This is a genomic window from Porphyrobacter sp. AAP82 (genome assembly GCF_000331285.1).
GTDB lineage: Bacteria > Pseudomonadota > Alphaproteobacteria > Sphingomonadales > Sphingomonadaceae > Erythrobacter.
In genome coordinates, this window is the sequence record NZ_ANFX01000032.1 from 77,949 (window position 1) to 100,264 (window position 22,316).

Here is a 22,316-nt window from a genome sequence, read left to right on the forward strand (position 1 = left end):
ACCGAGGACAAGGCCCCGGAGGGGGCCTTGCAATCAGGACGTCCGCCGGATCACCAGATTGCGGATCTCGCTCATGTCCTCCATCGCGAAGCGCACCCCTTCGCGGCCCAGGCCTGAATCCTTCACGCCCCCATAGGGCATGTTGTCGACCCGGTAGCTCGGCACGTCGTTGATGACGACGCCGCCGACATCGAGGTGGTCCCAGGCGTCGAACATCTGAAACAGGTCGCGGGTGAAGATGCCGGCCTGAAGGCCGAACCTGGAGTTGTTGACCTCCTCCAGCGCTTCATCGAAGTGGGTGAACTTCTGGAGGATGGCGAGCGGCCCGAAGGCTTCCTCGTTCTTGGCCTTGGCATCGTCCGGCACGCCTTCGAGCAGCGTTGCCTCCAGCATGTTGCCGCGGGTGAGGCCCCCGCCGCACAGCAGGCTCGCGCCTGCCGCCACGGCCTCGTCGATCCAGCCTTTCAGCCGCTTGGCCTCCCCGTCCGAGATCATCGGGCCGATGAAGGTGTCGCGGTCCTTGGGATCGCCAGCGACGAGCTTGCCCGCGCGCTCCACGAGCATCGCCTTGAAGCGGTCATAGACATCGGCGTGGATCAGGATGCGCTGCACCCCGATGCAGGACTGGCCCGACTGGTAGAAGGCGCCGAAGATCACGCGTTCCAGCGCGTCGGCAAGGTCGGCATCCTTGTCGATGATCACCGCCGCATTGCCGCCCAGTTCGAGCACGACCTTCTTCTTGCCGGCCTTGGCCTTCAAGTCCCAGCCCACCCTCGGCGAGCCGGTGAAGGAGAGCAGCTTCAGCCGATCGTCCTCGGTGAACAGGTCCGCGCCGTCGCGGCTGGCGGGAAGGATGCTGAACGCGCCCTCGGGCAGGATGTCGCACTCGGCCAGCACCTCGCCCATGATGATCGCGCCCAATGGCGTCTTGGAGGCGGGCTTCATCACGAAGGGGCAGCCGACCGCAATGGCCGGGGCGATCTTGTGCGCGGCAAGGTTGAGCGGGAAGTTGAACGGGCTGATGAAGCTGCACGGGCCGATCGGCACGCGCTTCCACATCCCCTGATAGCCTTTGGCGCGCGGGGAAATGTCGAGCGGCTGGACCTCGCCGTAGTTCCTGACCGCTTCTTCCGCCGCGATGCGGAAGGTGTCGATCAGGCGCGTGACTTCGCCTTCGGCATCCTTGATCGGCTTGCCCGCCTCGACGCACAGGGCGAAGGCGAGTTCATCGAAGCGCTCGCGGAAGCGGCGGACGCAATGCATCAGCACGTCCTGCTTCTCGTAGCTGGCGAGCCGCGCCATCGGCTCGGCCGCGCGCACGGCGCCCGCGATCCCTTCCTCGATCACATCGGGCGTCGCCAGCGCAGTGCGGAAGGCGACCTCGCCGGTGTATTTATCGGTCACCTCGAGATCGGTGTTGGGCTGCACCGCCTTGTTGTTGAGGTAGAGCGGGTAGGTGTCTTTCAGTTTCATCGCTCGTCCTTCGCACCTCCTGACTGCGGGAGGGGGTGATCGGAGGCGCGTGGCTCCGATCACGGGTGGGAACGCAAGGGTGGTACGCTTCGCGTCCAGCCCTAACCCCTCCCGCAAGCGGGAGGGGAACGCTAGCGCCTACAACGCCTTCGACAGCTGCTTGATATCCTTGTTCAGGATCTGGTCGTTCTCGGTATAGTCCACCGGGCAGTCGATCAGGTGCACGCCGGGCGTGTCGCGGCAATGGGCGAGCAGTTCGCGCAGGTGATCGGACGAGGTCACCCGGTGCCCGGTCGCGCCGTAGCTCTCGGCGTATTTGACAAAGTCGGGGTTGCCATAGGTGAGGCCGAAATCGACAAAGCCCATGTTGGCCTGCTTCCAGCGGATCATCCCGTAGGCATCATCTCGCAGGATCAGCACGGTGAGGTTGAGCCCGAGGCGCACCGCGGTCTCCATCTCCTGGCTGTTCATCATGAACCCGCCGTCGCCGCAGATCGCCATCACCTTGCGTTCGGGATAGAGCATCGCGCTCATCATCGCGGAAGGCAGCCCCGCCCCCATCGTCGCCAGCGCGTTGTCGAGCAGCACGGTGTTGGGAAGGTATGCGGTATAGCCGCGCGCGAACCAGATCTTGTAGACCCCGTTGTCGAGGCAGATGATCCCGTCATGCGGCATCGCGTCGCGGACCTGCTGCACCAGATGCGGCGGGAAGATCGGGAAGCGGGTATCGGCGGCAAGCGCGCTGGTGTGATCGACCTCGGCCTTGTGATAGGCGAGCATGTGGGCAAAATCCCAGCTGCGGTTGGGGCTGATGTCTTCCTTCATCTGCCACACCGCATTGGCGATATCGCCGATCACCTCGATCTGCGGGAAGTAGACCGGATCGACTTCCGCAGTGCGGGTCGAGACGTGGATCACGGTGACGCCGTTGTCCTTCATGAAGAAGGGCGGCTTTTCGATGACGTCATGGCCGACATTGATGATGCAGTCCGCATCTTCCACCGCGCGGTGGACGAAATCCCCGGCCGAAAGCGCCGCGCAGCCCAGGAACTTGGGGTGGCGTTCATCGATCACGCCCTTGCCCATCTGGGTGGTGAGGAAGGGAATGCCGGTCTTCTCGACGAATTGTTCGAGCATCCGCCCGCACAGCTTGCGGTTGGCGCCTGCGCCGATCACCAGCACCGGGTTCTTCGCCTTCTCGATCGCGTGCACGGCCGCGCGCACCGCCTTGGGCTCGGCCGAGGGACGGCGCGCGATGCTCTTGGGCAGCGGCTTCCAGTCGGTGGTGGGCTCCTCGGCGATATCCTCGGGCAATTCAATCAGGGTGGCGCCGGGCTTCTCCTCCTCGGCGAGGCGGTAGGCCTCGCGCACACGGCTGGGGATGTTGTCACCGGCGGCGATCTGGATCGCGTATTTGGTGATCGGCTTCATCAGCGAGACGATGTCGACGATCTGGAAGCGGCCCTGCTTCGATTTCTTGATCGGCTTCTGTCCGGTGATCATCAGCACCGGCATCCCGCCCAATTGCGCATAGGCGGCCGAGGTCACGAAGTTGGTCGCCCCCGGGCCCAATGTGGCGACGCACACCCCGGTCCGGCCGGTATGGCGGCCATAGGTCGCGGCCATGAAGCCGGCGCCCTGTTCGTGGCGGGTGAGGATCAGCTTGATCTTGGTCGACCGGCTGAGCGAATCGAGGAAATCGAGGTTCTCTTCTCCCGGAACGCCGAAGATATACTCGCAGCCCTCGGCCTCGAGGCACTCGACAAAAACGTCCGAAGCCTTCTTGGTGTCGCTCATGTATTCCCCCCTTTGTCATCCAGCCCCCCGGCTGGCCCCGGCGTCATCGCCCCTCCCCGGGCGATAGCGCGCGTGTGTGACCGCCCGGTGATGGGCGATTTGCGGGGCAGAGTATTGCAGAAAAGCGCCAGATCGCCAGCGGGATTCTGGCGGGCGGGTGCGATCAGTAGCCCAGACGCGGGTCGAACACCGGCGCAACCGCCTCGCCGCGCAGGTAGCGGGCGAGATTTTCGAGGAAACGATCGCCGCTGCGGACGAACATCTTGTCCTGCGCGCGGCCCGACAGGTGCATCGAGACATGCGCATTGGGGAGCGTCCACAGCACGTCATCGGCCGGCAGCGGCTCGGGCGTGGTGACATCGAGGAAGGCTCCGCCGATCGCCCTGGCCTGAAGCGCCGCGACCAGCGCCGGCTGGTCGATCACCGCCCCGCGGGCAATGTTGACGATCACGCAATCCGGTTTCATCGCGGCAAGCTCTGCCGCCCCGATCATCCCGTCGGTCTCGGGCGTGGCGGGCACGGCGAGGATCACCCAGTCGAATTGATCGAGACGGTCGCGCCATTCGTCGGGGCCACGGGTGCCTTCCCCGCCCGAGCGGCGCACCACGGTGACGTCGATGTCGAACGCCTGGAGGCGCGGCTCGATGAGCCTGCCGATTGCGCCATAGCCGAGCAGCAGCGCCTTCGATCCCGCCAGTTCGCGCTTGCCGGGGCTGTCGAACAGCCATTCGTGGCGGTCCTGCGCGCGCACCACCTCGCGATAACCCTTGGCGATGGTGAGCATCCCCATCACCACATATTCGGCGATGGTGATCGCGTTGATCCCCGCCCCGTTGGTGACGGTGATCCCGCGCTCGATCAGCACGTCCATCGGCAGGAAATCGAGCCCGGCATAGATCGAATTGAGCCATTTGAGCTTCTTGGCCGCGACGAGGGTTGCGGCCATCGCTTCCTTGTCGTTCATGTCGAACCAGCCGATCTCGGCATCGGCGACCGCGGTCAGCGCCTCCTCGGCGGACATGAACCAGCGCACGTCGAGACCCTGCGGGAGACGGCTTTCGAGCATCGGGCGGATCAGCCCGGACATGGCAAGGATGGTCATGGTGCGACAGTTACCGCGCGATCGTGCCGCGCGCCAGCCCCGCCGCAGCCACCCCGCTTGACCGAGCGCGGCGGCGCGGCATAAGCGACGGGGCCATGCGCCTGCCCGTTTGCATCATCGACGATCTGCTCGGGCCCGAAGCCTCCGGCGCGCTGCTCGGTTTCGCGCTGGAGCGGCGCGCGGCCTTCATCCCCTCGACCGTTTACGAGGACGAGGCCGATGGCCGCGTGAACCCCGACTTCCGCGCCTCGCTGTCCTATGACGGCGCGCTGGGCGAGGTGATCGCTCCCTTGCGCGCGGCGATCGGCGAGCGGATCGGCGCGATTGCCGCGACCACCGGCGTGGGCGATTTCGAAGCGGTGCTGCGCGATGTCGATCTGGTCGCGCACTGCGACGGGCACCGCTTCGGCAGGCACATCGACACCGCGACCGGCGCCAGCCGCGCGGTGGTGCCGATGGTGCGGATGCTGAGCCTCGTCTACTACCTGCACCGCACCCCGCGCCGCTTTTCCGGGGGCGAGCTGGCGGTCTATCCGCTCGCAGGGAGCGAGCCGCAGGTGATCGCGCCGCGCCACGACCGGCTGGTGGCCTTCCCCGCCATCGCCCCGCACGAGGTGAGGCCGATCAGCCTGCCCGGCAACGCCTTTGCCGATGCGCGCTTTGCGGTGGTCGGCTGGATGATGCGCCCCGAACGCGCCGCACGCGCGATCTAACCGAGCTTCCACTCCCAGCCGAGCGGATCGCCGTCCATCACCTCGACGCCTTGGGCGGCGAGTTCATCGCGGATCGCATCGGAAGCGGCGAAATCCTTGGCGGCGCGCGCGTCCTTGCGGCGGGCAAGCGCGGTGTCGATTTCGGCCTCGGTAATGGTCGCGGATTTCGGACGGATGCGCAGGTCTGAGCGGGTGAGACCGAACAGGTTCAAACCCAGCACCGCATCCATGTCCTCGATCACGGCTCGCTTGATGCCCGCATCGACCTTCTTGACGGCAAGCGCCTCTTCCAGTGCGGTAAGGGCAATGGGCGTGTTGAGGTCATCCGCGATCGCATCGTCAAACCTGGCGAGAACGGGCGCAAACTTGGGGTGCTCGGCCTCAGGCTGCGCGGGCACTTCAGCCAAGGGTCCCACCGCCATCACCATCCGCTTCAGCCGCGTCAGCGCCGCGCCCAGCCCTTCCCAGCTGAACTCCAGCTCAGACCGGTAATGCGCCTGCAAGCACATCAGCCGGTAGGCGAGCGGGTGATAGCCTTTGTCGATCAGCAATTGCAGCCGCAGGAACTCGCCCGAGGACTTCGACATCTTCCCCGATCGTTCAACAAGGAAGTTGTTGTGCATCCAGATGTTGGCGCCCGACTTGCGCTTTTCATCGAGGCACTTGTGGCCGCAGAACGCCTGATTCTGGGCGATCTCGTTCGGGTGATGGATCTCGCGGTGGTCGATCCCGCCGGTGTGGATGTCGAACGGGAAGCCGAGGACGTTGAAGCCCATCACGGAGCATTCGAGGTGCCAACCGGGCGCGCCGCGTCCCCAGGGGCTGTCCCACTCCATCTGCCGGGTCTCGCCCGGCGGCGTCCTGCGCCAGATCGCGAAATCGGCGGGGTGACGCTTGCCATCGACCGCCTCGATCCGGCCTTCTCCCTCGGTGATCGCGGCGCGGGCCAGAACGCCGTAATCCTCTATCGTCGAGGTGTCGAAGTAGAGCCCGCTTTCGATCTCGTAGAGATGCTTCTCGGGGATCGATTCCACGAATTCGATCATCTGCGGGACATAGTCGGTCGCGACCGTCCACTGTGCCGGCTGGCGGATGTTCAGCGCGCGCACATCGGCCCAATAGGCCTGCTTGTAATGCTCGGCGATGTCCCAGATCGACTGCGCCTGCGCCGCTGCCATCTTCTCCATCTTGTCCTCGCCATCATCCGCATCGTCGGTGAGGTGGCCGACATCGGTGATGTTGATGACGTGGGTGAGCGTGTAGCCCTTCCACGTGAGCGTGCGCCCCAGCACATCGGCAAACACATAGGCGCGCATATTGCCGATGTGGGGATAGTTGTAGACCGTCGGCCCGCAGGTATAGACGCGCGCTTCCCCTGCGTGGACGGGCTCGAACACCTCGAGCGAGCGGGTGAGCGAGTTGAACAGTTTGAGCGGCGCGTCGGTCATGGGCGGGGCCTTTGCCCCAATCCGTCACCGATGCGCAAGTCGCCTCACTCGAACCCGATGAACTTGACATGCTCCTCAAGCGGCACGCGCTCGCGGACAAAGTTGTTCACTGGCGCTTCCGGGTCGCGGGTGCCGATCGCCATGCCGCAGAAGAACATGTAGCGCTCGTGATCGATGCCGAGGAACTCGCGGATCGTGTGCGCGAAGATCGCCATGTATTCCTGGAAGCAGCTGTCGAGCCCTTCCTCGCGCAGCAGCAGCGCGACGGTCTGGAGCCACATGCCGACATCCGACCACTGCGGCTCCTTCATCAGGCGCGGGAAATAGACGAAGAGAACGGCGGGGGCATCGAAGCTGACGGTGTTCTTCGCCATCGCCGCCATGCGCCCCGCGCCATCCTCGCGGGCGATCCCCATCGCGCCGAACATGCCCGCCGAGACCGCATCGAGGCGCGCCTTGTAGGCTTCCTCCTGCCCCGGAGCCGCCCAGTCATACTCGGCAGCTTTCGGCCCCTCGGCGATCATCTTCGCCTGCAGGTCCTTCAAGGGCTGGCCGGTGACAATGCTCGCTTCCCACGGCTGGTAATTGCACCCGGACGCCGCCCACCGCGCCTTGTCCATCACGCGGGTGAGGGTTTCAAGATCGACCGGCTTGTCGAGAAAGGCGCGGATCGAGCGGCGGGTGGTGACGGCTTCGGTGACGTTCATTCGGCTTTTCCTAAGCTTGACTTGATGTGGTTATGTCCTTAGCGGCCCGCGTCATGGCAAACCGCTCGATCCGTTTCGAATATTATTACCCCGCCAACTGACGGGGTGTTTTGGCGCGCCCCGAATGCGGGGTGAGCAAGCGGTGTTTCAAACAGACTGATTGCCCTCCCCCGTTTCTTGGCGGCGCCTGTTCGCGTGCTGGGAGGGTAAAGCCGGTAGTTCCGGCAGCCGGTCTGTAAAACCGGTCCCATGCGGGGAGTGGAGCGTAACCACACCCTCCCACCAGCGCGATCACCGCCCCTTCACGCCCTTCTCATCCTCGAACAGTTCCGCAAGCTGTTCCATGATCGTGCCGCCGAGCTGTTCCACATCCATGATCGTCACCGCGCGGCGGTAGTAGCGGGTGACATCATGCCCGATCCCGATCGCAACCAGCTGGACGGGCGAGACCTTCTCGATCCACTCGATCACGCCGCGCAGGTGCGCTTCGAGATAGCCCGCCGAGTTCACCGACAACGTCGAATCGTCCACCGGCGCGCCGTCGGAGATGACCATCAGGATGCGGCGTTCCTCGGGGCGGAAAGCCAAGCGGCTGTGCGCCCAGATCAGCGCCTCGCCGTCGATGTTTTCCTTGAGCAGGCCTTCTCTCATCATCAGCCCGAGATTGCGGCGCGCGCGGCGCCACGGCTCGTCGGCCTGCTTGTAGATGATGTGGCGCAAGTCGTTTAGGCGGCCGGGGTTTGGCGGCTTGCCATCGGCGAGCCATGCCTCGCGGCTCTGCCCGCCCTTCCACGCGCGGGTGGTGAAGCCGAGGATTTCGGTCTTCACGCCGCAGCGTTCGAGCGTGCGCGCCAGAATGTCGGCGCTGATCGCGGCGATGGAGATGGGCCGCCCGCGCATCGAGCCCGAATTGTCGATCAGCAGCGTGACGATGGTGTCCTTGAACTCGACATCGCGCTCGACCTTGTAGCTCAAGGCCGTGCCGGGCGAGATGATCACCCGGGCGAGCCGGGCAGCGTCAAGCACGCCCTCTTCCTGATCGAAGTCCCAGCTGCGGTTCTGCTGCGCCATCAGGCGGCGCTGCAAGCGGTTTGCGAGCCGCGTCACCACGCCCTGCAATCCGGTCAGCTGGCTATCGAGATATGCGCGCAGCCGGTCCAGCTCCTCGGAATCGCACAGGTCGGGCGCGGCGACTTCCTCGTCGAAACGGGTGGTGAAGGCCTTGTAGTCGACACTCGCGGGCACTTCGGCCTGCGGGCGGTTGGGGCGCACCGGCGCGTTGGCGGCGTCGCTGTCGTCCGAGGGCTCGCCATCGGCCATGTCGCTGTCGGTCTCGGTGTCGGAGGACTGCTCGCCCTCCCCCTCGCCCTCGGCCATGTCGCCGGCCATTTCGGCGGATTGCGGATCGCCCTCGCCCTGGTTCTCGTCATCGCCCTGCTCGTCGTCGCTGGGCGCATCGTCATCATCGGGCGAATCGCTGTCGCTCTCGTCGGGCGCGTCGGTCTGCCGGGTGAGATCGAGCTCGCGCAGCATGTCGAGCGCGAGCTTCTGGAAGGCTTCCTGATCGCCCAGCTTTTCCGCCAGCGCGCCGAAATCCTTGCCGACCTTCTCTTCGAGGAAGTCGCGGACCAGCTCGATCCCGCCCTGTGCCTTGGCCGGCACGGCCTCGCCGGTCAGCGCCTCGCGCACCAGCAAGGCGAGCGCGGTCTGCAAGGGCACCTCGGCGGAATTCTGCGCGCGCACGATCTTGTCGGATGCGGTGCGCAGTTCGGTCGCGGCGTCGAGATTGGCGCGGATCCCGCCAAAACGGTTGGCGCCCAGCGCCTCGTAGCGCACCTGCTCGATCGCGTCATAGCAGGCGCGGGCGACCGGCTCGGGCGGTGCCGACTTGGCATGGAGTCCAGCGTCGTGATGGCGCAGCTTCAAGGCGAAAGAATCGGCAAAACCCCGCGCCTCGCGCACCTGTTCGGCCGGCAGATCGCGGCCCGGCAGCGGCACGCGGAAACGGTTGCCCGCAGAGCCCGGAACATCCGCGCTCCACGCAACCTCGATCTCGGCATCGCGCGCGATCGCCCGCGAGGCGCCGGTCAACGCCTGCTTGAACAGATCGAGCGGGGATTGGTCAGCCATTATCCGTTTTCTTTAGCAACGAACGCAGCGCGGGAAAGTCGCAAAAAAGCGCAGGCCCCGGCGCCTGCGCCTCACAGGATCGACTGGCCTGTCTTGGCCCAGTCGGCCATGAAGCCCTCGATGCCCTTGTCGGTGAGAACATGCTTGAACAGCGCATGGATCACGGCGGGCGGCGCGGTCATGACGTCGGCACCGATCTTGGCCGCCTGAAGGACGTGGGTGGTGTGGCGCACCGACGCGACGAGGATTTCGGTGGCGAAGCTGTAGTTGTCATAGATCAGACGGATGTCCTCGATGAGGTCCATCCCGTCAAAGCCGTTGTCGTCATGCCGCCCGACGAAGGGGGAGATGAAGCTCGCCCCGGCCTTCGCCGCCAGCAGCGCCTGGTTGGCCGAGAAGCACAGCGTCACATTGACCATCGTCCCCTCGGAGGAGAGCGCCTTGCAGGTCTTGAGGCCATCGACCGTCAGCGGCACCTTGATGCAGACATTGTCGGCGATCTTGCGAAGGACCTCGGCCTCTTTCATCATCGTCGCGTGATCGAGGGCCACGACTTCGGCGCTGACCGGACCATTGACGATGCCGCAGATCTCGGCAGTCACTTCCTTGAAATCGCGCCCCGACTTGGCGATCAGCGAGGGGTTGGTGGTCACCCCGTCGAGCAGGCCCGTGGCGGCAAGATCGCGGATCGCCTCGATCTCGGCGGTGTCGACGAAGAATTTCATGTGGCTGCTCCGGTGGTTTGGCTGCGGGGGTCGGCGTGAGCCTGCTAGCCGCGAGCAAGGCGGCTTGGCAACCATCCAAAGCGCATCGCCCCCGTCAATCGTCGCCCGCGGGCCGGCGCTAGATCCGGGCGCCCAAACCGAACACGCCAATCAGCAGCGGATCGCGCGTCGCATCGGGGTCGGCGCGGATCGCGGCTTCCTCGCGGCCGATCTCGCCCCAGATGGCATCGTCGATCTGGCGGCCGAAGCGATCGGCGACGCCGGCGACATCGACCCCGGTGATGGCGTTGAGGGCCTGGCCGAGCAGCGGATCGCGGCTGACCCGCAGCGCCTCGCCCAGCTCCGGCACGACCGCATCGAGCAGCGCGGTGCCCAGTTCCTCGCGCAGATAGAGGCTCGCCGCGGTCGGCTCGCCGCGCACCAGCGCGATGGCGTTCTCGAAGCCGATCACCTGGATCGCATCGGTCACCAGCGGCGCGGCGCGGAAGCTCGCGTCGATCGCGAGGCTGGCGAAGCGCTCCTCGAGCCGGTCCTTGAAAGCCTGCGAGGTGAGGATGCGCCCCAGCACGTCTCCGCGCGTGCCGAGCATGTCGGCAAGCCCCAGCCGCGCGACCTGTTCATCCCAGAAGCCGCCGGGCGCGGTGAGGCGCGCAAAGGCGTTCTCGGTGGCGAGCAGCAGCAGGCGGCGCACTGCCTCGACCAGGCTGAACCCGTCCCCGGTGCTCGCGCAGCCGGGCAACAGCAGCACAGCGCCCGCCCCTGCGGCCCCGGCGAGCAGGCTGCGGCGGGTGTGAGCGCGGGTGGTAACGGCGGGGGTCAGGGAAACGGTCATGGCTTTGGCCCTTTCAAACTTGCCGCAGCCTATTGCCAAGCCTCATATGGCGGCAAGATGAACCGCGTCCGCCTCCTTGTCCTCAACGCGGCCCTTGGCCCGCTCGATTACCGGCTGCCCGAGGGCGTCGCTGCGCCCGCCGGCAGCGTGGTGGTCGCCCCGCTCGGGCCCCGCAAGGTGCATGGGATCGTGTGGGACGAGGGCCGCTTGCCGGGCGAGGACATCGCGTTCGAACGCCTGCGTCCGATTCTCGAGGTGCTGCCCGTCCCGCCCCTGCCAGCGCCGCTGCGGCGGTTGATCGAGTGGACGGCGGATTATTACTGCGCTCCCCTCGCCAGCACCGCACGCATGGCGCTGGCGAGCGGCGGGGCGTTGGGCGGCCCGGCGACGATGACCGAATATCGCCTGTCGGGCGGCGTGCCTGAACGCATGACCGCGCAGCGCCTCGCCGCGATCGCAGCGCTCGCGGGAGAACAGGGCACGATGCGCGAGCTGGCGGGGATCGCGGGGGTCTCCGAAGGGGTGCTGCGCGGGCTGGTCAACCAAGGGGTGATCGGGCCTGTCACCGTCAACATCGACCGCCCTTACCCGCCCGCCGATCCCGATTTCCACCAGCCCGCGCTGTCGGAGGCACAAGCCGGTGTCGCGGCCAAGCTGGTCGCAGCGGTGCGTGCGCAAGAGTTCGCGCCCTTCCTCATCGACGGGGTCACCGGGTCCGGCAAGACCGAGACCTATTTCGAACCAGTCGCCGAGGCGATCCGTCAAGAGCGTCAGGTGCTCGTCCTGCTGCCCGAGATCGCGCTGACCGAGAACTTCCTTGCACGCTTCGCGGCGCGCTTCGGGGCCAAGCCGGTGCTGTGGCATTCCTCGCTCAAATCGACCGAACGCCGCCGTGCATGGCGCGCCATCGCCGAGGGAACCGCGCAGGTCGTGGTCGGGGCGCGTTCGGCGCTGTTCCTGCCCTATGCCAGGCTCGGGCTCATCGTGGTGGATGAAGCCCACGAGATCAGTTTCAAGCAGGATGACGGGGTGCGCTATAACGCCCGCGACGTGGCGGTGATGCGCGCGCGGTTCGAGAGCCTGCCGGTGATCCTCGCCAGCGCCACGCCCGCCCTCGAAAGCCTGCACATGGCCGAGATCGGCGTCTACACAAAGCTGGACCTGCCCTCCCGCTATGGCGGCGCGAGCCTGCCGCGGGTCGCGCTCGTCGACCTCACCCGGGAAAAGCCGGGGAGCCAGCGCTGGCTGGCCGGCCCGCTGATCGATGCGCTGCGCACGCGGCTGGAGAAAGGCGAGCAATCGCTCCTCTTCCTCAACCGCCGCGGCTATGCCCCGCTGACCCTGTGCCGCAATTGCGGGCACCGTTTCAAATGCCCGAGTTGCAGCGCGTGGCTGGTCGAACACCGCCTCTCCGCGCGCCTTGCCTGCCACCATTGCGGGTTCGAGACCCGCGTGCCCGAGGCCTGCCCCGAATGCGGCGAGAGCGACTGCCTGATCGCCTGCGGGCCGGGGGTGGAACGCATCGCCGCCGAAGTTGCCGAGCTGTTTCCCGACGCGCGCCTTGCGGTTGCCACCAGCGACACCCTCAACACCCCCGACCGCGCGGCCCAGTTCATCGCGCAGGCCGAGGGCAAGGCCATCGACATCATCATCGGCACGCAGCTGGTGACCAAGGGCTTCCACTTCCCCGACCTCACGCTGGTGGGCGTGGTCGATGCCGACCTCGGTCTCGAAGGCGGAGACCTGCGCGCGGGCGAACGCACCTTCTCGCAGATCGCGCAGGTCGCAGGCCGTGCGGGGCGCGGGGCCAAGCCGGGCGAGGTGCTGATCCAGACCCGCCACCCCGATGCCCCCGTCATCGCCGCCCTCGCCAACGGCGACCGCGACGCCTTCTACGCCGCCGAAACCCAAGGACGGCGTGATGCGGGCGCCCCGCCCTTCGGTAGGTGGGCAGCAATCATCCTGTCCTCCGAGGACGAAAAGGAAGCCCGCGAGGCCGCCGTGCGGCTCGGCGATGTCCGTCCGCGCCATGCCGACGTGCAGATCCTCGGCCCCGCACCCGCCCCGCTCTCGCTCCTGCGCGGGCGCTATCGCTACCGCTTTCTGGTCAATGCGCGGCGCAGCGCCAACCTTCAGGCGATGCTGAGGGACTGGATCGGAAGGGTGCAATTCGCGCCGGGCGTGCGCGTGGGCATCGACATCGATCCCTACAGCTTCGTCTGACCGCGCGAAACCAAAGCGGGGGCCCCTGCGTAATGCCCCCATGACCCGCCCTATCCTCGTGCCGATCCTCGGCGACCAGCTGTCGCGCGATCTCTCCAGCCTCGATCGTCTCTCCCCCGAATGCACCGTCGTGCTGATGATGGAGGTGTGGGACGAGGCGACCTATGTGAAGCACCACAAGCAGAAGATCGTGCTCGTTTTTTCGGCAATGCGCCACTTCGCCGAAGAATTGCGCGCCGAGGGCTGGCAGGTCGATTATGTCACGCTCGACGACGCGCACAACACCGGCAGCTTCACCGGAGAGGTCGCCCGCGCGGTGGAGCGCCACGTCCCAGCCGAAATCCGTGTCACGACAAGCGGCGAGTGGCGCGTGCACCAGGCGATGCTGGAATGGGAGGGGCGCTTTCCCTGCCCCGTCTCGATCCTCCCCGACACGCGGTTCATCGCCACCCACGCCGAATTCCGCAAGTTCGCCGAGGGGCGCAAGCACCTGACAATGGAGTATTTCTATCGCGAGATGCGGCGCAAGACAGATCTTCTGATGGACGGCGACAAGCCCACCGGCGGGGTCTGGAACTTGGACAGCGAGAACCGCGAACCGCCCAAGGAAGGCCTGCGCGCGCCTCCCACCCCCAAGTTTGCCCCCGACGCGATCACGCAGGCGGTCATCGCCCTCGTCGCCGCACGTTTCGCCGACCACTTCGGCGACCTCGAGCCCTTTGGCTGGCCCGTGACCCGCGCCGAGGCTCTGGAAGCCGCCGAGGCCTTCTTCGCCCGCCGCCTTGCGCTGTTCGGTCCCTATCAGGACGCGATGGTGCACGGCGAGGACGATCTCTACCACTCGATGCTCTCGACCAGCCTCAATATCGGGCTGCTGGACCCGCTCGAACTGTGCCGCGCGGCCGAGGATGCCTACAAATCGGGCAGGGCTCCGCTCAATTCCGTAGAGGGCTTCATCCGCCAGATCATCGGCTGGCGCGAATATGTGCGCGGGTTCTACTGGCACCAGATGCCGGGGCTCGCCGATGCCAATGAATTGGGCGCGACGCGGCCGCTTCCCGAATTCTTCTGGACGGGCGCAACCGACATGCGCTGCCTTGCCGATTGCATCCGCACAACGCGCGAGGATGCCCACGCGCACCACATCCAGCGGCTGATGGTGCTCGGCAATTTCTGCCTGATCGCCGGGATCGACCCCCGCGAGGTCGCCGACTGGTATCTGGCGGTCTATGCCGATGCCTTCGAATGGGTCGAGCTGCCCAATGTGGCCGGCATGGTGCTCTATGCCGATGGCGGCCGGCTCGCGACCAAGCCCTATGCGGCGAGCGGCAATTACATCAACAAGATGAGCAATTACTGCGGCGGCTGCCGCTACAAGGTCGCGCAAAAGACCGGGCCGAACGCCTGCCCATTCAACCCGCTTTACTGGCACTTCATGGAGAAGAACCGCGCGCGGCTCGAAAGCAACCACCGCATCGGGCGCATCTATGCCACGTGGGACAGGATGGGCGAGGCCAGGCAGCGCGAGTATCTGGAGAGCGCGGAAACTTTCCTCGCCGCCCTCGAACCCGCGCGTCCCGGCTGGGCGCGGAACTAGGCGTCAGCGCGGCGGCGCACCCACCACGGGGCCATCACCTCGCCCTTGTCCGCCGCGCGCTTGACCAGCCACATCCCCACACCGCCCGCCAGCACCAGCGCAATCACCGACGCCTCGAGCCCGAAGGCCCCGCCCGAGATCAACGGATCGCCCACCAGCCGCGCATCGACCAGCCCGTCGACATCATTGCCCGAAACCGGCACGTCCCACACCAGCCCCTGCGTCACGTTCCAGCCGAAATGGATGCCGATCGGCACCCACAGGCTGCGGGTCAGGATATAGGCACCGCCGAGCATCAGCCCTGCCTCGACCGCAATCGCGAAGGAGGAGAACCACGTGGCGTTGTCGTTGAAGATATGGGCAAGACCGAACAGCGCGGAGGTGATGAACAGCGCTGCATAACTGCCGGCGAATTCCTCGATCCAGCGCAGCAGTATGCCGCGGAACAGGAATTCCTCGACGAAGCCCGCGCTGATCCCGGCGGTGAACAGCAGCATCACCCAATTGTTCATCCCGCCCCAGCCGACGATGAAATAGGCCCCCAGCAGCGCCGCGATCCCGACGATCAGGCTGAACAGCACGAAGGCGCCGAGGGTGCCGAGCGCGAGGCCCGGCAAGGCACCAGCGAGCGGCAGATCATCATGCTTGCGCTCCCCCAGCCGCCGCAGCACCAGCTTCTGCGCCGCGATCAGCGCCGCGATCGTTGCCAGCACCATCAGCGCGCCGCGCAGATCGCGGTCGAGCGCACCGCGCAGCGCCTCGCCGACAAAGCCCATCGCGGCGATCACCGCCACCGTCACTGCGATAGCGACCAGCATCGCCACCAGCGGGAAGTTCCAGATCCGCTTCCACAGCGGCGGCTTTGCGGCGGTTTCGGTGTCCATGATCGGCGATGCCCCCTTGTTTTGTGTGCCCGAAGGGATGGCGCAGCGCCGCAGCCTTGGCTAGGTCTCGTCGCGCAATAATCGACGAAAGAGCCATGCCATGCTGACCATCCACCACCTGCGCCTGTCGCAATCCGAACGCATCGTCTGGCTCGCCGAGGAGCTGGGGATCGCATACGACCTCAAGCTCTACAACCGCCGCACCGACAACCGCCTCGCGCCCGACGAATACAAGGCGCTGCACCCGATGGGCATCGCGCCGGTCATCACCGATGGCGACCTGGTGCTGGGCGAAAGCGGGGCGATCATGGATTACATCGTCGCCAAATATGCGCCCGATACGTCAAAGGCTCTTGGGCTGGTGCCGGGCACGGACCACCCCGAGTTCGCCGATCACCTGTTCTACTACCACTGGGCCAACGCGACCTTCATGACCAATGGCATGATGGCGCTGGTGGCGCAGTTCATGGGCGCGACCGAACTGCCCGCCTTCGTCGCCGACCGCGTCGCGAAGGGCTGGACAATCGTCGAAAAGCGCCTCGGCGAGGCGGACTATTTCGGGGGCGCGCAGCTCACCACGGCCGACATCATGATGGGCTTCCAGCTCACCACCAGCCGCGCGATGAGCGGCATGAGCATCGACCACCTGCCCAACCTTAAGGCATACCTCGCGCGGATCGGCGAGCGCCCGGCGTATCAGCGCGCCATGGCCAAGTGCGAGCCGGGGATGCCCCCAAAGCTGGATTGAGAACGAGGCATGGGGTGGAAACGGCAAGCCAAGAAGGCCGATCCCGGGGCCAAAGTGCCACCGGGACACCCTTTCCATGACCTCATCGAAGAGGCCTACCGCGTCTTCGCCGGACCCAAGCCGCAAGATGTCGACGTCTGCACCGAGTGCTGCATGTCCAAAGCGATGGCGGCGGATTTCTTTCGGCCGGATATTGCCGAGCTTCCGCTCGACTATCTCACGGAGTGGTTCGGTGCGGCGTGTGCGACCGAGGGCGTGCGTCAGGGCATCTGGTCATATCTCCTGCCTCGCACGCTGGAAGTGCTCGCTGCCGGAGTGGAGCCCAATTATGTGGGCGTCGAAATCTCGCTATCGCGCTTCGACACGGGTAACCCCGCCCGCTGGTCGAATGAACAGTGGAATGTGCTCGACCAGTTCCAGCGGCAATTCCTCCAAACGGTCACTGCGCGCTATCACTCGCTCGACGATACCCTGTGCATGTTCAGGCTCGGCGGTTGGCAGCTCGGTGATTTGCTGGGGCAGGTGCTCGCAATGCCTGACGACGAAATCGTCGGGCGATTGTGGCAGGATTGGTGCGACAGGTATGACGCGTATGGTTACGTCTGGACGACCCCCTTCTGGAAGAAGGACGACGAAGCAAGCGTCTCGGCTTTCTACAAATCCGATGCCTTGCGCGACCGCATCGAAGCGATCGCTTTGAGCGACAGCATCCCGACTGATCTGGCGAAAAAGGCCTCCGACGTCTTCAGCGTGATCGAACGACGCGCGTGACGCAATTTGGCGGCTTGGGGCTGCCCAACTGCTTCATGTAGCCTACACCCCCTCCCGCCGCAGCAACTCCGCCTTGATCTCCAGCCCGTAGGCATAGCCCCCCAACGTCCCATCGGCCGCAATCACACGGTGGCAGGGGATCAGCACCGCGATGTTGTTCGCCCCGTTCGCGCCGCCCACGGCGCGGCTGGCCTTGGGGTTGCCCAAAGCCGCCGCGAGTTCGCCGTAGCTGCGCGTCTCGCCGTGGGGGATGCGGCGCAGTTCTTCCCAGACTCTCTGCTGGAAGGCGGTGCCGTGGACATCCAGCGGGATTGCGGCGCTGCCGGGGCCGGGCTGTTCGACCGCGTCCACCACCTGCGCGAAGAGATCGCGGAAGGCCTCGCCAGCGGGGACCAGTTCGGCCCGCGGGAAGCGTGCCCGCAACTCCGCCTCGCCCTCGCCGAAAGCGAGGCAGCACACCCCCACCTCGGTCGCGGCGACCAGCATCGGGCCCAGCGAGGTCGCCAGCACCGCCCAGTGGATCACGCGGCCCGCGCCGCCCCTTGTCCAGTCGCTCGGGCGCATGCCCATCCTGCCTTTCGTTTCGGTGTAGAATTGCTCGGGCCCGCTGAAGCCTGCCGCAGCCAGCGCCTCGGTGACGCCCAGGCCCCGCCCGAGCGCCTCCCTCACCCGCTCCTCGCGCAAGGCGCGGGCGAAGGCGGCCGGCGAGAGGCCGACGGTGCGCTTGAACAGGCGCTGGAAGTGAGTGGGCGCGTAGCCGGTGAGGTCGGCGAGTTCATCGAGCGTCATCGCGCCAGCCTCGCGGATCGCGGCGATCGCGGCGAGGACGCAGGCCTCTTCGGCGCTCTGGCTGCTGGGCGAGCAGCGCTTGCACGCGCGCAGACCCGCCGCCTCGGCATCGGCTGGCCGCGCGTAGAAGCGCACGTTCTTGCGATGCGGCGCGCGCGCGGGGCAGCTCGGGCGGCAGTATATCCCGGTCGAGTGCACCCCGGTGACGAAGGCCCCGTCGAAGCGCCTGTCCTTGGCGAGCATCGCCTGCCAGCGCTCCTCGTCCGTGATGTTCTTGTTATGTTTCACGTGAAACGCTCCCGTCCCGCCTCAGTCCCGCTCGATCCGCGCGGCAAAGCAGCCGTGCATGGCGTTGTGGGCGTCGATATAGGCGACCTGGCTGTCGGCGAGCAACTTGCGGACCTGCGCATCGACATCATCGGCGAGCGCCAGCGCGGCGCGGTGGAGGTCTCCGGCCGCAGTATAGCCCCGCAAGGCGATCGGCCGGGCGCGCAGCACCGGGGGGAGGCTGTCGACATAATCGGCCGCCACGGTCGCTCCGGCGCGGACATAGATGGCAAAGGCATTGTGGTAGGGGCTCTCGACCGCGTGGTTGGCGTAGTGGGTGAGCAGCAGTGCCTCCCCCGGCGCTGCATCCTCGAGCGTGACGCGGCAGGGATAGCGCCCCTCCCCCGCAATCTCGCGCCGCGCGCGGGTGCCGGCGAGGCCCGTGTCATCGAGCGCCAGCTGGCCGGCGAAAAGCGCAGGGTCGAGGCCCCTGATCCGGTAGGTCATTGCGTCAAACTCCCTTGGCTTGAATGTCACGGGAGCGTGTGCACCGCCCAGGCACGCGGCGCAGCCGGAAGGCTTGCGCTCGATGTCGGGCGATCAGGCGCCGGCAGGAGCGATCGAGGCCGCGATCGCGCGCGCGCGGGCCTTGAGCTGGGCATCGGTGATGCCCTTGGCCTCGATCGCATAGGCATTGACGTTCATGAACTGGCCGCCGACCACGGTCATGCAGATCACGCCGCGCATCGTGATGCTGCCCGTCGGACCCGACACGTCGCCGGTGAGTGCCATGTAGGCGCAGACATCGTCCTGCCCGGCAAAGCGCGGGACGGTATTGTCGAGCTTGATCTCGCCGTCGGTGCCCGCGGCAACATCGCGCCCGGCATCCTCGAGCGCATCATTGGTCAACTGCTGGCCAGTCTCGCTCTGGAGCTCGCGCGCGATCAGCGCGACGAAGTCCGCGCGCGGCATCGGTATGGGCTGTGACTGGCGCGGCGACTTGATGTGCACATAATCCTCGCCGAACGAGCCGCAGCGGTCGAGATTGGCGTGGATGACGTTCATGGTGTCGAGCGCGGCGACCTGCTCGGCCAAGGCGATCGTCTCGGCCGAAGGCAGGCAATAGCCTTGCGGCACGGGCACGGTGAAGGCCTTGCCGCCGGCCGTGAAGCGGTGCGTTGCGCCGCTCTGGGCCAAGGCCGGGCCGCTCGCCAGCGCGAGGACCGCCACTGCCAGAACCATATTGCGCATGCCGATCATTGCTGCCCCCGAAAGCTTTGGGTAGATCACCCTCTCCGGCCAAGTCTTTGCAGCTATTCCTGCCGGTTCAAGGATTTTCTCGTGATGCACCTCGCCCGTCTGCGGACCCTCCCTCGCCTCCGGCCGGTTGCGGCGATGCTGTGCGCGGGCCTCGCGCTGCTCGGCCTGCTGTGCGCCTTTCCGCTCGCCGCCGATCCGGGCGATGTCGATGCCGCCTCGCGGGGCGTGGTGCGGGTGATCATCATCGGCGAGGAAGGCGACGAGCCCGTCCCGGTCAGCCACGGCACCGGCTTTGCGGTCTCGCCCACCCGGATCGTCACCAACGCGCATGTCGTGGCCGAAGCGGTGCAGGACGATACGCTGCGCATCGGGATCGTCCCTTCCGAGGGCGCGGGCGGGGCCTTTGCGCGGGTGGTGGCGGTCTCCCCCAAGAACGATCTTGCCCTGCTCGAGATCGCCAAGGGATCGCTGCGCCTGCCGCCGCTGGCGCTGGCCGGCAGTGTCAACAGCGATCTGGGCGAGGTCTCGGCGGTGGGCTATCCGATGAATGTCGACCTGGCCCAGGGCCTCGACATGGCCGACATCTTCCGCGCCCAGCCGCCGGTCAAATCACGCGGGTTCCTGTCGGGCGAGCGGCCCAGCCGCCAGTTCGACACGATCCTCCACACCGCCCCGATCGCGCGCGGCAATTCGGGCGGGCCGCTGCTCGATCCGTGCGGGCGGGTGATCGGCGTCAATTCGTTCAGCGCCGATGCCGAGAGCGGCGACGGCGAGTTCTACTTTGCGGTCAGCTTGCGCGAGCTGCTGCCCTTCCTGCGCAAGAACGGGGTCGAGCCGGTGGTCAACGCCCTCCCCTGCCGCTCGATCGACGAACTGAACGCCGAGGAACGCCAGCGCATGGAGGCCGAGCAGAGCCAGGCGCGCGCCGCGCTCGAGCAGCGTTCGGAGAACCTGCGGGAGGTGCGCGAGACCGCGCGGCTGGCCGCGCAGATGGAGGTGCTCGAAGCGCGCGAGAACCGCATGGCGCTGGCGCTGATCGCGCTGATCGCCTGCATCGGCGCGGGCTATGCGGCCTTCGTGTGGCGCGGTGACGAGGAACGGTTGCGGCATGTGCGCATCGCCGGCGCGCTCTCGGCGGCAGCGCTGGCGATAGCGCTGCTCGCGTGGTTCACCCGTCCGGGCCTCGCCGAGATCGAGGACCGGGTGGCCGCCGCAGTCGAGAAGGCGGCTGGCGGCGCGAGCAGCAAGCCTTCCGCCCCCGCCAATGCCGTGGGCGCTGCCGAAGGGGCGATGATCTGCACCCTCGTCCCCGAAAGAAGCCGCGTCACCGCCGCGCGCATCGATGATGTCGCCTTCGAATGGTCGGCCGATGGCTGCGTCAACGGGCGCACCCAGTATGGCCTCGGCAAGGGCGGGGAATGGGCCCGCGTCTTTGCCGCCGAGGATGACGCGGCGCTCGCGGTCAACACTTACGACCCGGCGACCCGCACCTTGCGCACCGACCGCTATCTGCTGGGCCAGGAGGCGCTCGCTGCCGCCCGCGCCGCACGCGCGGCCTACACGCCGCCTGCCTGCGGGGTGAGCGATGCGGCGCGCACCTTGGGCGAACAGCAGTCGACGCTCATCGCCGGTCTGCCCGAACGGCCCAACGAGCGGCTGGTCTACAGCTGCTCCCAGAAGCCCTGAGGCCGGTCGGCTCGCCGTTCGTGGGGGCCGGTTGACCGCCTGTCGACACGTCATGCGCGTTGGACGCGCAAAGGCCCCGCAGGCCGGCGCGGTTCATCTGGCATTCATCGTGCGGAGCCGACATTCCCGCCCAGTTTTAATCTGCAAAAACAGGTAGATATATGCGCAAGACCGTGACCCGCGCGACGCTTGCTGTGATGCTGACCATTGCTGCCGGAGCGACCTTAGCGCAGGCTGCCCCCGCGCCTTCGCAAGCCGGTGCCCCGCCAGCTGCTGCCGAGCCTGCGGTCAACGAGATCGAAGTGCTCGGCGAGCGCCGGCTCGAGGACGGGGAGGAGGTGTTCCAGAACCTGCGCGTCCTCACCGAACCGCGCGCCTTCAACGAGCCCGTCCCGCGCTTTCACGGCGCGGTCTGCGCCAGGGTGGCCGGGATCGACGCAAAGGCCGCCCGCCTGGTCGAGGCGCGCATCAACGCGGTGGCGGACTATGTCGGCCTGCCCAGGCCCAAGGAGGGCTGCAAGGCCAACGCGGTGGTGCTGATCCTCGACAAGCCGGCCGACACCTTCGAGGCGGTGATCGAAAAGCGCTTCGGCCTGATCGGCCAGTCGCAGAACCGTGACCTCACCATGAACACGATCCGTGCCGATCTGGCTGCCGGCAAGCCGCTGGTGGCCTGGAACCAGACCTCCGAGCGCAATTATGACGGCGCGACCGCAACGGATTCGGGCGGCGATCCGGCAGGCCTTGGCGGCATCGGCGAAGGTCTCACCGTGATGCGGACCACCATGACCGGGCGCCTGCGCTCGACGATCTTCGTCGCCAAGGACGTGTCGGTGGTGGTGTTCGATGCCAGGCAGCTCAAGGATGTCCACCCGATCCAGCTGGCCGATATCGCCGCGCTCTACCTGCTCGGCAATCCGCGCCGGAACATCGATTTCGACAGCCTCGGCACCTCCTCGCTGCTCGCCCTGTTCCGCAACGGGCCCAAGAACTCGCCGATCGAGATGACCGATTTCGACCGCGCCTATCTGAAAGGCGTCTATTCGCTGCGGCCCAACGACTTCAGCAACCGCCTCTACCGCACGGTGACGGCGGCCTATGAGGACCAATGCGTCGAAGAGGGCGTCCCCTGCCCGCCACAGGCCAAGCCGGAAGGCTGACGAG

General features: G+C 66.7%; 19 protein-coding genes. 7 read left to right on the forward strand and 12 right to left on the reverse strand.

Annotated elements, in window-relative coordinates:
- Window positions 1-33: 33 nt before the first annotated feature.
- The 3 genes from D620_RS0110320 to D620_RS0110330 form a co-directional block, all read right to left on the reverse strand.
- Window positions 34-1,473, reverse strand: a complete 1,440-nt coding sequence (locus D620_RS0110320) for an aldehyde dehydrogenase family protein (RefSeq protein ID WP_017665728.1) — start codon at window positions 1,471-1,473, stop codon at window positions 34-36.
- 138 nt (window positions 1,474-1,611) lie between these two features.
- Entirely contained in the window at window positions 1,612-3,270 is a 1,659-nt protein-coding gene (locus tag D620_RS0110325; RefSeq protein WP_017665729.1) for an acetolactate synthase large subunit, read from the reverse strand.
- Window positions 3,271-3,433: 163 nt separating this feature from the next.
- Window positions 3,434-4,372 (reverse strand): D-2-hydroxyacid dehydrogenase, encoded by a 939-nt coding sequence (locus D620_RS0110330; RefSeq protein WP_017665730.1) that lies wholly within the window; start codon window positions 4,370-4,372, stop codon window positions 3,434-3,436.
- A gap of 95 nt (window positions 4,373-4,467) precedes the next feature.
- Between D620_RS0110330 and D620_RS0110335 the strand changes: the two genes are divergently transcribed.
- Window positions 4,468-5,085: a 2OG-Fe(II) oxygenase gene (locus tag D620_RS0110335; RefSeq protein WP_017665731.1), complete on the forward strand. Its 618-nt coding sequence runs from the start codon at window positions 4,468-4,470 to the stop codon at window positions 5,083-5,085.
- On the opposite strand, the gene cysS is transcribed toward D620_RS0110335, so the two are convergent.
- The 5 genes from cysS to D620_RS0110360 all read right to left on the reverse strand — a co-directional run bounded on the left by cysS (window position 5,082) and on the right by D620_RS0110360 (window position 10,927).
- Window positions 5,082-6,533 (reverse strand): cysteine--tRNA ligase, encoded by a 1,452-nt coding sequence (cysS, locus tag D620_RS0110340; RefSeq protein WP_017665732.1) that lies wholly within the window; start codon window positions 6,531-6,533, stop codon window positions 5,082-5,084. The two genes, D620_RS0110335 and cysS, sit on opposite strands and share 4 nt — an antisense overlap.
- 44 nt (window positions 6,534-6,577) lie before the next feature.
- Entirely contained in the window at window positions 6,578-7,240 is a 663-nt protein-coding gene (locus D620_RS0110345; protein ID WP_017665733.1) for a nitroreductase, read from the reverse strand.
- A gap of 291 nt (window positions 7,241-7,531) precedes the next feature.
- Window positions 7,532-9,370: a cobaltochelatase subunit CobT gene (gene cobT, locus D620_RS0110350; protein WP_017665734.1), complete on the reverse strand. Its 1,839-nt coding sequence runs from the start codon at window positions 9,368-9,370 to the stop codon at window positions 7,532-7,534.
- 71 nt (window positions 9,371-9,441) lie between these two features.
- Window positions 9,442-10,095 carry a fructose-6-phosphate aldolase gene (gene fsa, locus D620_RS0110355; protein ID WP_017665735.1) on the reverse strand — a complete coding sequence of 218 codons (654 nt, stop codon included), beginning with the start codon at window positions 10,093-10,095 and terminating at the stop codon, window positions 9,442-9,444.
- A 118-nt stretch (window positions 10,096-10,213) separates the two neighbouring features.
- The gene (locus D620_RS0110360; RefSeq protein ID WP_017665736.1) at window positions 10,214-10,927 is read right to left on the reverse strand and encodes a DUF4197 domain-containing protein; all 714 of its coding nucleotides are present in this window, start codon (window positions 10,925-10,927) and stop codon (window positions 10,214-10,216) included.
- 57 nt (window positions 10,928-10,984) lie between these two features.
- On the opposite strand from D620_RS0110360, the gene D620_RS0110365 reads away from it, so the two are divergent.
- Entirely contained in the window at window positions 10,985-13,150 is a 2,166-nt protein-coding gene (locus D620_RS0110365; RefSeq protein WP_017665737.1) for a primosomal protein N', read from the forward strand.
- A 40-nt stretch (window positions 13,151-13,190) separates the two neighbouring features.
- The gene (locus tag D620_RS0110370) at window positions 13,191-14,747 is read left to right on the forward strand and encodes a cryptochrome/photolyase family protein (protein ID WP_017665738.1); all 1,557 of its coding nucleotides are present in this window, start codon (window positions 13,191-13,193) and stop codon (window positions 14,745-14,747) included.
- Here D620_RS0110370 and D620_RS15190 read toward each other — a convergent pair.
- On the reverse strand, window positions 14,744-15,631 hold the full coding sequence (locus D620_RS15190; RefSeq protein ID WP_017665739.1) for a CPBP family intramembrane glutamic endopeptidase: 888 nt from the start codon (window positions 15,629-15,631) through the stop codon (window positions 14,744-14,746). The two genes, D620_RS0110370 and D620_RS15190, sit on opposite strands and share 4 nt — an antisense overlap.
- Window positions 15,632-15,731: 100 nt before the next feature.
- On the opposite strand from D620_RS15190, the gene D620_RS0110380 reads away from it, so the two are divergent.
- Complete coding sequence (locus D620_RS0110380) at window positions 15,732-16,379, forward strand: glutathione S-transferase family protein (RefSeq protein WP_017665740.1); 648 nt, start codon at window positions 15,732-15,734, stop codon at window positions 16,377-16,379.
- Between the two features lie 9 nt (window positions 16,380-16,388).
- Window positions 16,389-17,150, forward strand: coding sequence for a hypothetical protein (locus tag D620_RS0110385; RefSeq protein WP_017665741.1), 762 nt, complete (start codon window positions 16,389-16,391; stop codon window positions 17,148-17,150).
- Between the two features lie 42 nt (window positions 17,151-17,192).
- Here D620_RS0110385 and D620_RS0110390 read toward each other — a convergent pair whose 3' ends face one another.
- The 3 genes from D620_RS0110390 to D620_RS0110400 form a co-directional block, all read right to left on the reverse strand.
- Window positions 17,193-18,227, reverse strand: coding sequence for a bifunctional transcriptional activator/DNA repair enzyme AdaA (locus D620_RS0110390; protein WP_017665742.1), 1,035 nt, complete (start codon window positions 18,225-18,227; stop codon window positions 17,193-17,195).
- 21 nt (window positions 18,228-18,248) lie between these two features.
- Entirely contained in the window at window positions 18,249-18,713 is a 465-nt protein-coding gene (locus D620_RS0110395; RefSeq protein WP_017665743.1) for a DUF1203 domain-containing protein, read from the reverse strand.
- Between the two features lie 93 nt (window positions 18,714-18,806).
- Window positions 18,807-19,457, reverse strand: a complete 651-nt coding sequence (locus D620_RS0110400; protein ID WP_155800107.1) for a hypothetical protein — start codon at window positions 19,455-19,457, stop codon at window positions 18,807-18,809.
- Between the two features lie 93 nt (window positions 19,458-19,550).
- Here D620_RS0110400 and D620_RS0110405 point away from each other — a divergent pair, with 93 nt between their 5' ends.
- Together D620_RS0110405 and D620_RS0110410 are read left to right on the forward strand one after the other, a co-directional pair.
- Complete coding sequence (locus tag D620_RS0110405) at window positions 19,551-21,152, forward strand: S1 family peptidase (protein WP_017665745.1); 1,602 nt, start codon at window positions 19,551-19,553, stop codon at window positions 21,150-21,152.
- A gap of 161 nt (window positions 21,153-21,313) precedes the next feature.
- Complete coding sequence (locus D620_RS0110410; protein WP_017665746.1) at window positions 21,314-22,312, forward strand: hypothetical protein; 999 nt, start codon at window positions 21,314-21,316, stop codon at window positions 22,310-22,312.
- Window positions 22,313-22,316: the final 4 nt, after the last annotated feature.

What these genes read in the sequence shown, in the direction of transcription:
- D620_RS0110335 (WP_017665731.1), top strand. Translation starts at nt 4,468, where the DNA reads ATGCGCCTGCCCGTTTGCATCATCGACGATCTGCTCGGGCCCGAAGCC.
- D620_RS0110400 (WP_155800107.1), bottom strand. Translation starts at nt 19,457, where the DNA reads ATGCGCAATATGGTTCTGGCAGTGGCGGTCCTCGCGCTGGCGAGCGGC.
- fsa (WP_017665735.1), bottom strand. Translation starts at nt 10,095, where the DNA reads ATGAAATTCTTCGTCGACACCGCCGAGATCGAGGCGATCCGCGATCTT.
- D620_RS0110330 (WP_017665730.1), bottom strand. Translation starts at nt 4,372, where the DNA reads ATGACCATCCTTGCCATGTCCGGGCTGATCCGCCCGATGCTCGAAAGC.
- D620_RS0110395 (WP_017665743.1), bottom strand. Translation starts at nt 18,713, where the DNA reads ATGACCTACCGGATCAGGGGCCTCGACCCTGCGCTTTTCGCCGGCCAG.
- D620_RS0110365 (WP_017665737.1), top strand. Translation starts at nt 10,985, where the DNA reads ATGAACCGCGTCCGCCTCCTTGTCCTCAACGCGGCCCTTGGCCCGCTC.
- D620_RS0110370 (WP_017665738.1), top strand. Translation starts at nt 13,191, where the DNA reads ATGACCCGCCCTATCCTCGTGCCGATCCTCGGCGACCAGCTGTCGCGC.
- D620_RS0110385 (WP_017665741.1), top strand. Translation starts at nt 16,389, where the DNA reads ATGGGGTGGAAACGGCAAGCCAAGAAGGCCGATCCCGGGGCCAAAGTG.
- D620_RS0110410 (WP_017665746.1), top strand. Translation starts at nt 21,314, where the DNA reads ATGCGCAAGACCGTGACCCGCGCGACGCTTGCTGTGATGCTGACCATT.
- D620_RS0110325 (WP_017665729.1), bottom strand. Translation starts at nt 3,270, where the DNA reads ATGAGCGACACCAAGAAGGCTTCGGACGTTTTTGTCGAGTGCCTCGAG.
- cobT (WP_017665734.1), bottom strand. Translation starts at nt 9,370, where the DNA reads ATGGCTGACCAATCCCCGCTCGATCTGTTCAAGCAGGCGTTGACCGGC.
- D620_RS0110380 (WP_017665740.1), top strand. Translation starts at nt 15,732, where the DNA reads ATGCTGACCATCCACCACCTGCGCCTGTCGCAATCCGAACGCATCGTC.
- cysS (WP_017665732.1), bottom strand. Translation starts at nt 6,533, where the DNA reads ATGACCGACGCGCCGCTCAAACTGTTCAACTCGCTCACCCGCTCGCTC.
- D620_RS0110405 (WP_017665745.1), top strand. Translation starts at nt 19,551, where the DNA reads ATGCACCTCGCCCGTCTGCGGACCCTCCCTCGCCTCCGGCCGGTTGCG.
- D620_RS0110345 (WP_017665733.1), bottom strand. Translation starts at nt 7,240, where the DNA reads ATGAACGTCACCGAAGCCGTCACCACCCGCCGCTCGATCCGCGCCTTT.
- D620_RS15190 (WP_017665739.1), bottom strand. Translation starts at nt 15,631, where the DNA reads ATGGACACCGAAACCGCCGCAAAGCCGCCGCTGTGGAAGCGGATCTGG.
- D620_RS0110360 (WP_017665736.1), bottom strand. Translation starts at nt 10,927, where the DNA reads ATGACCGTTTCCCTGACCCCCGCCGTTACCACCCGCGCTCACACCCGC.
- D620_RS0110320 (WP_017665728.1), bottom strand. Translation starts at nt 1,473, where the DNA reads ATGAAACTGAAAGACACCTACCCGCTCTACCTCAACAACAAGGCGGTG.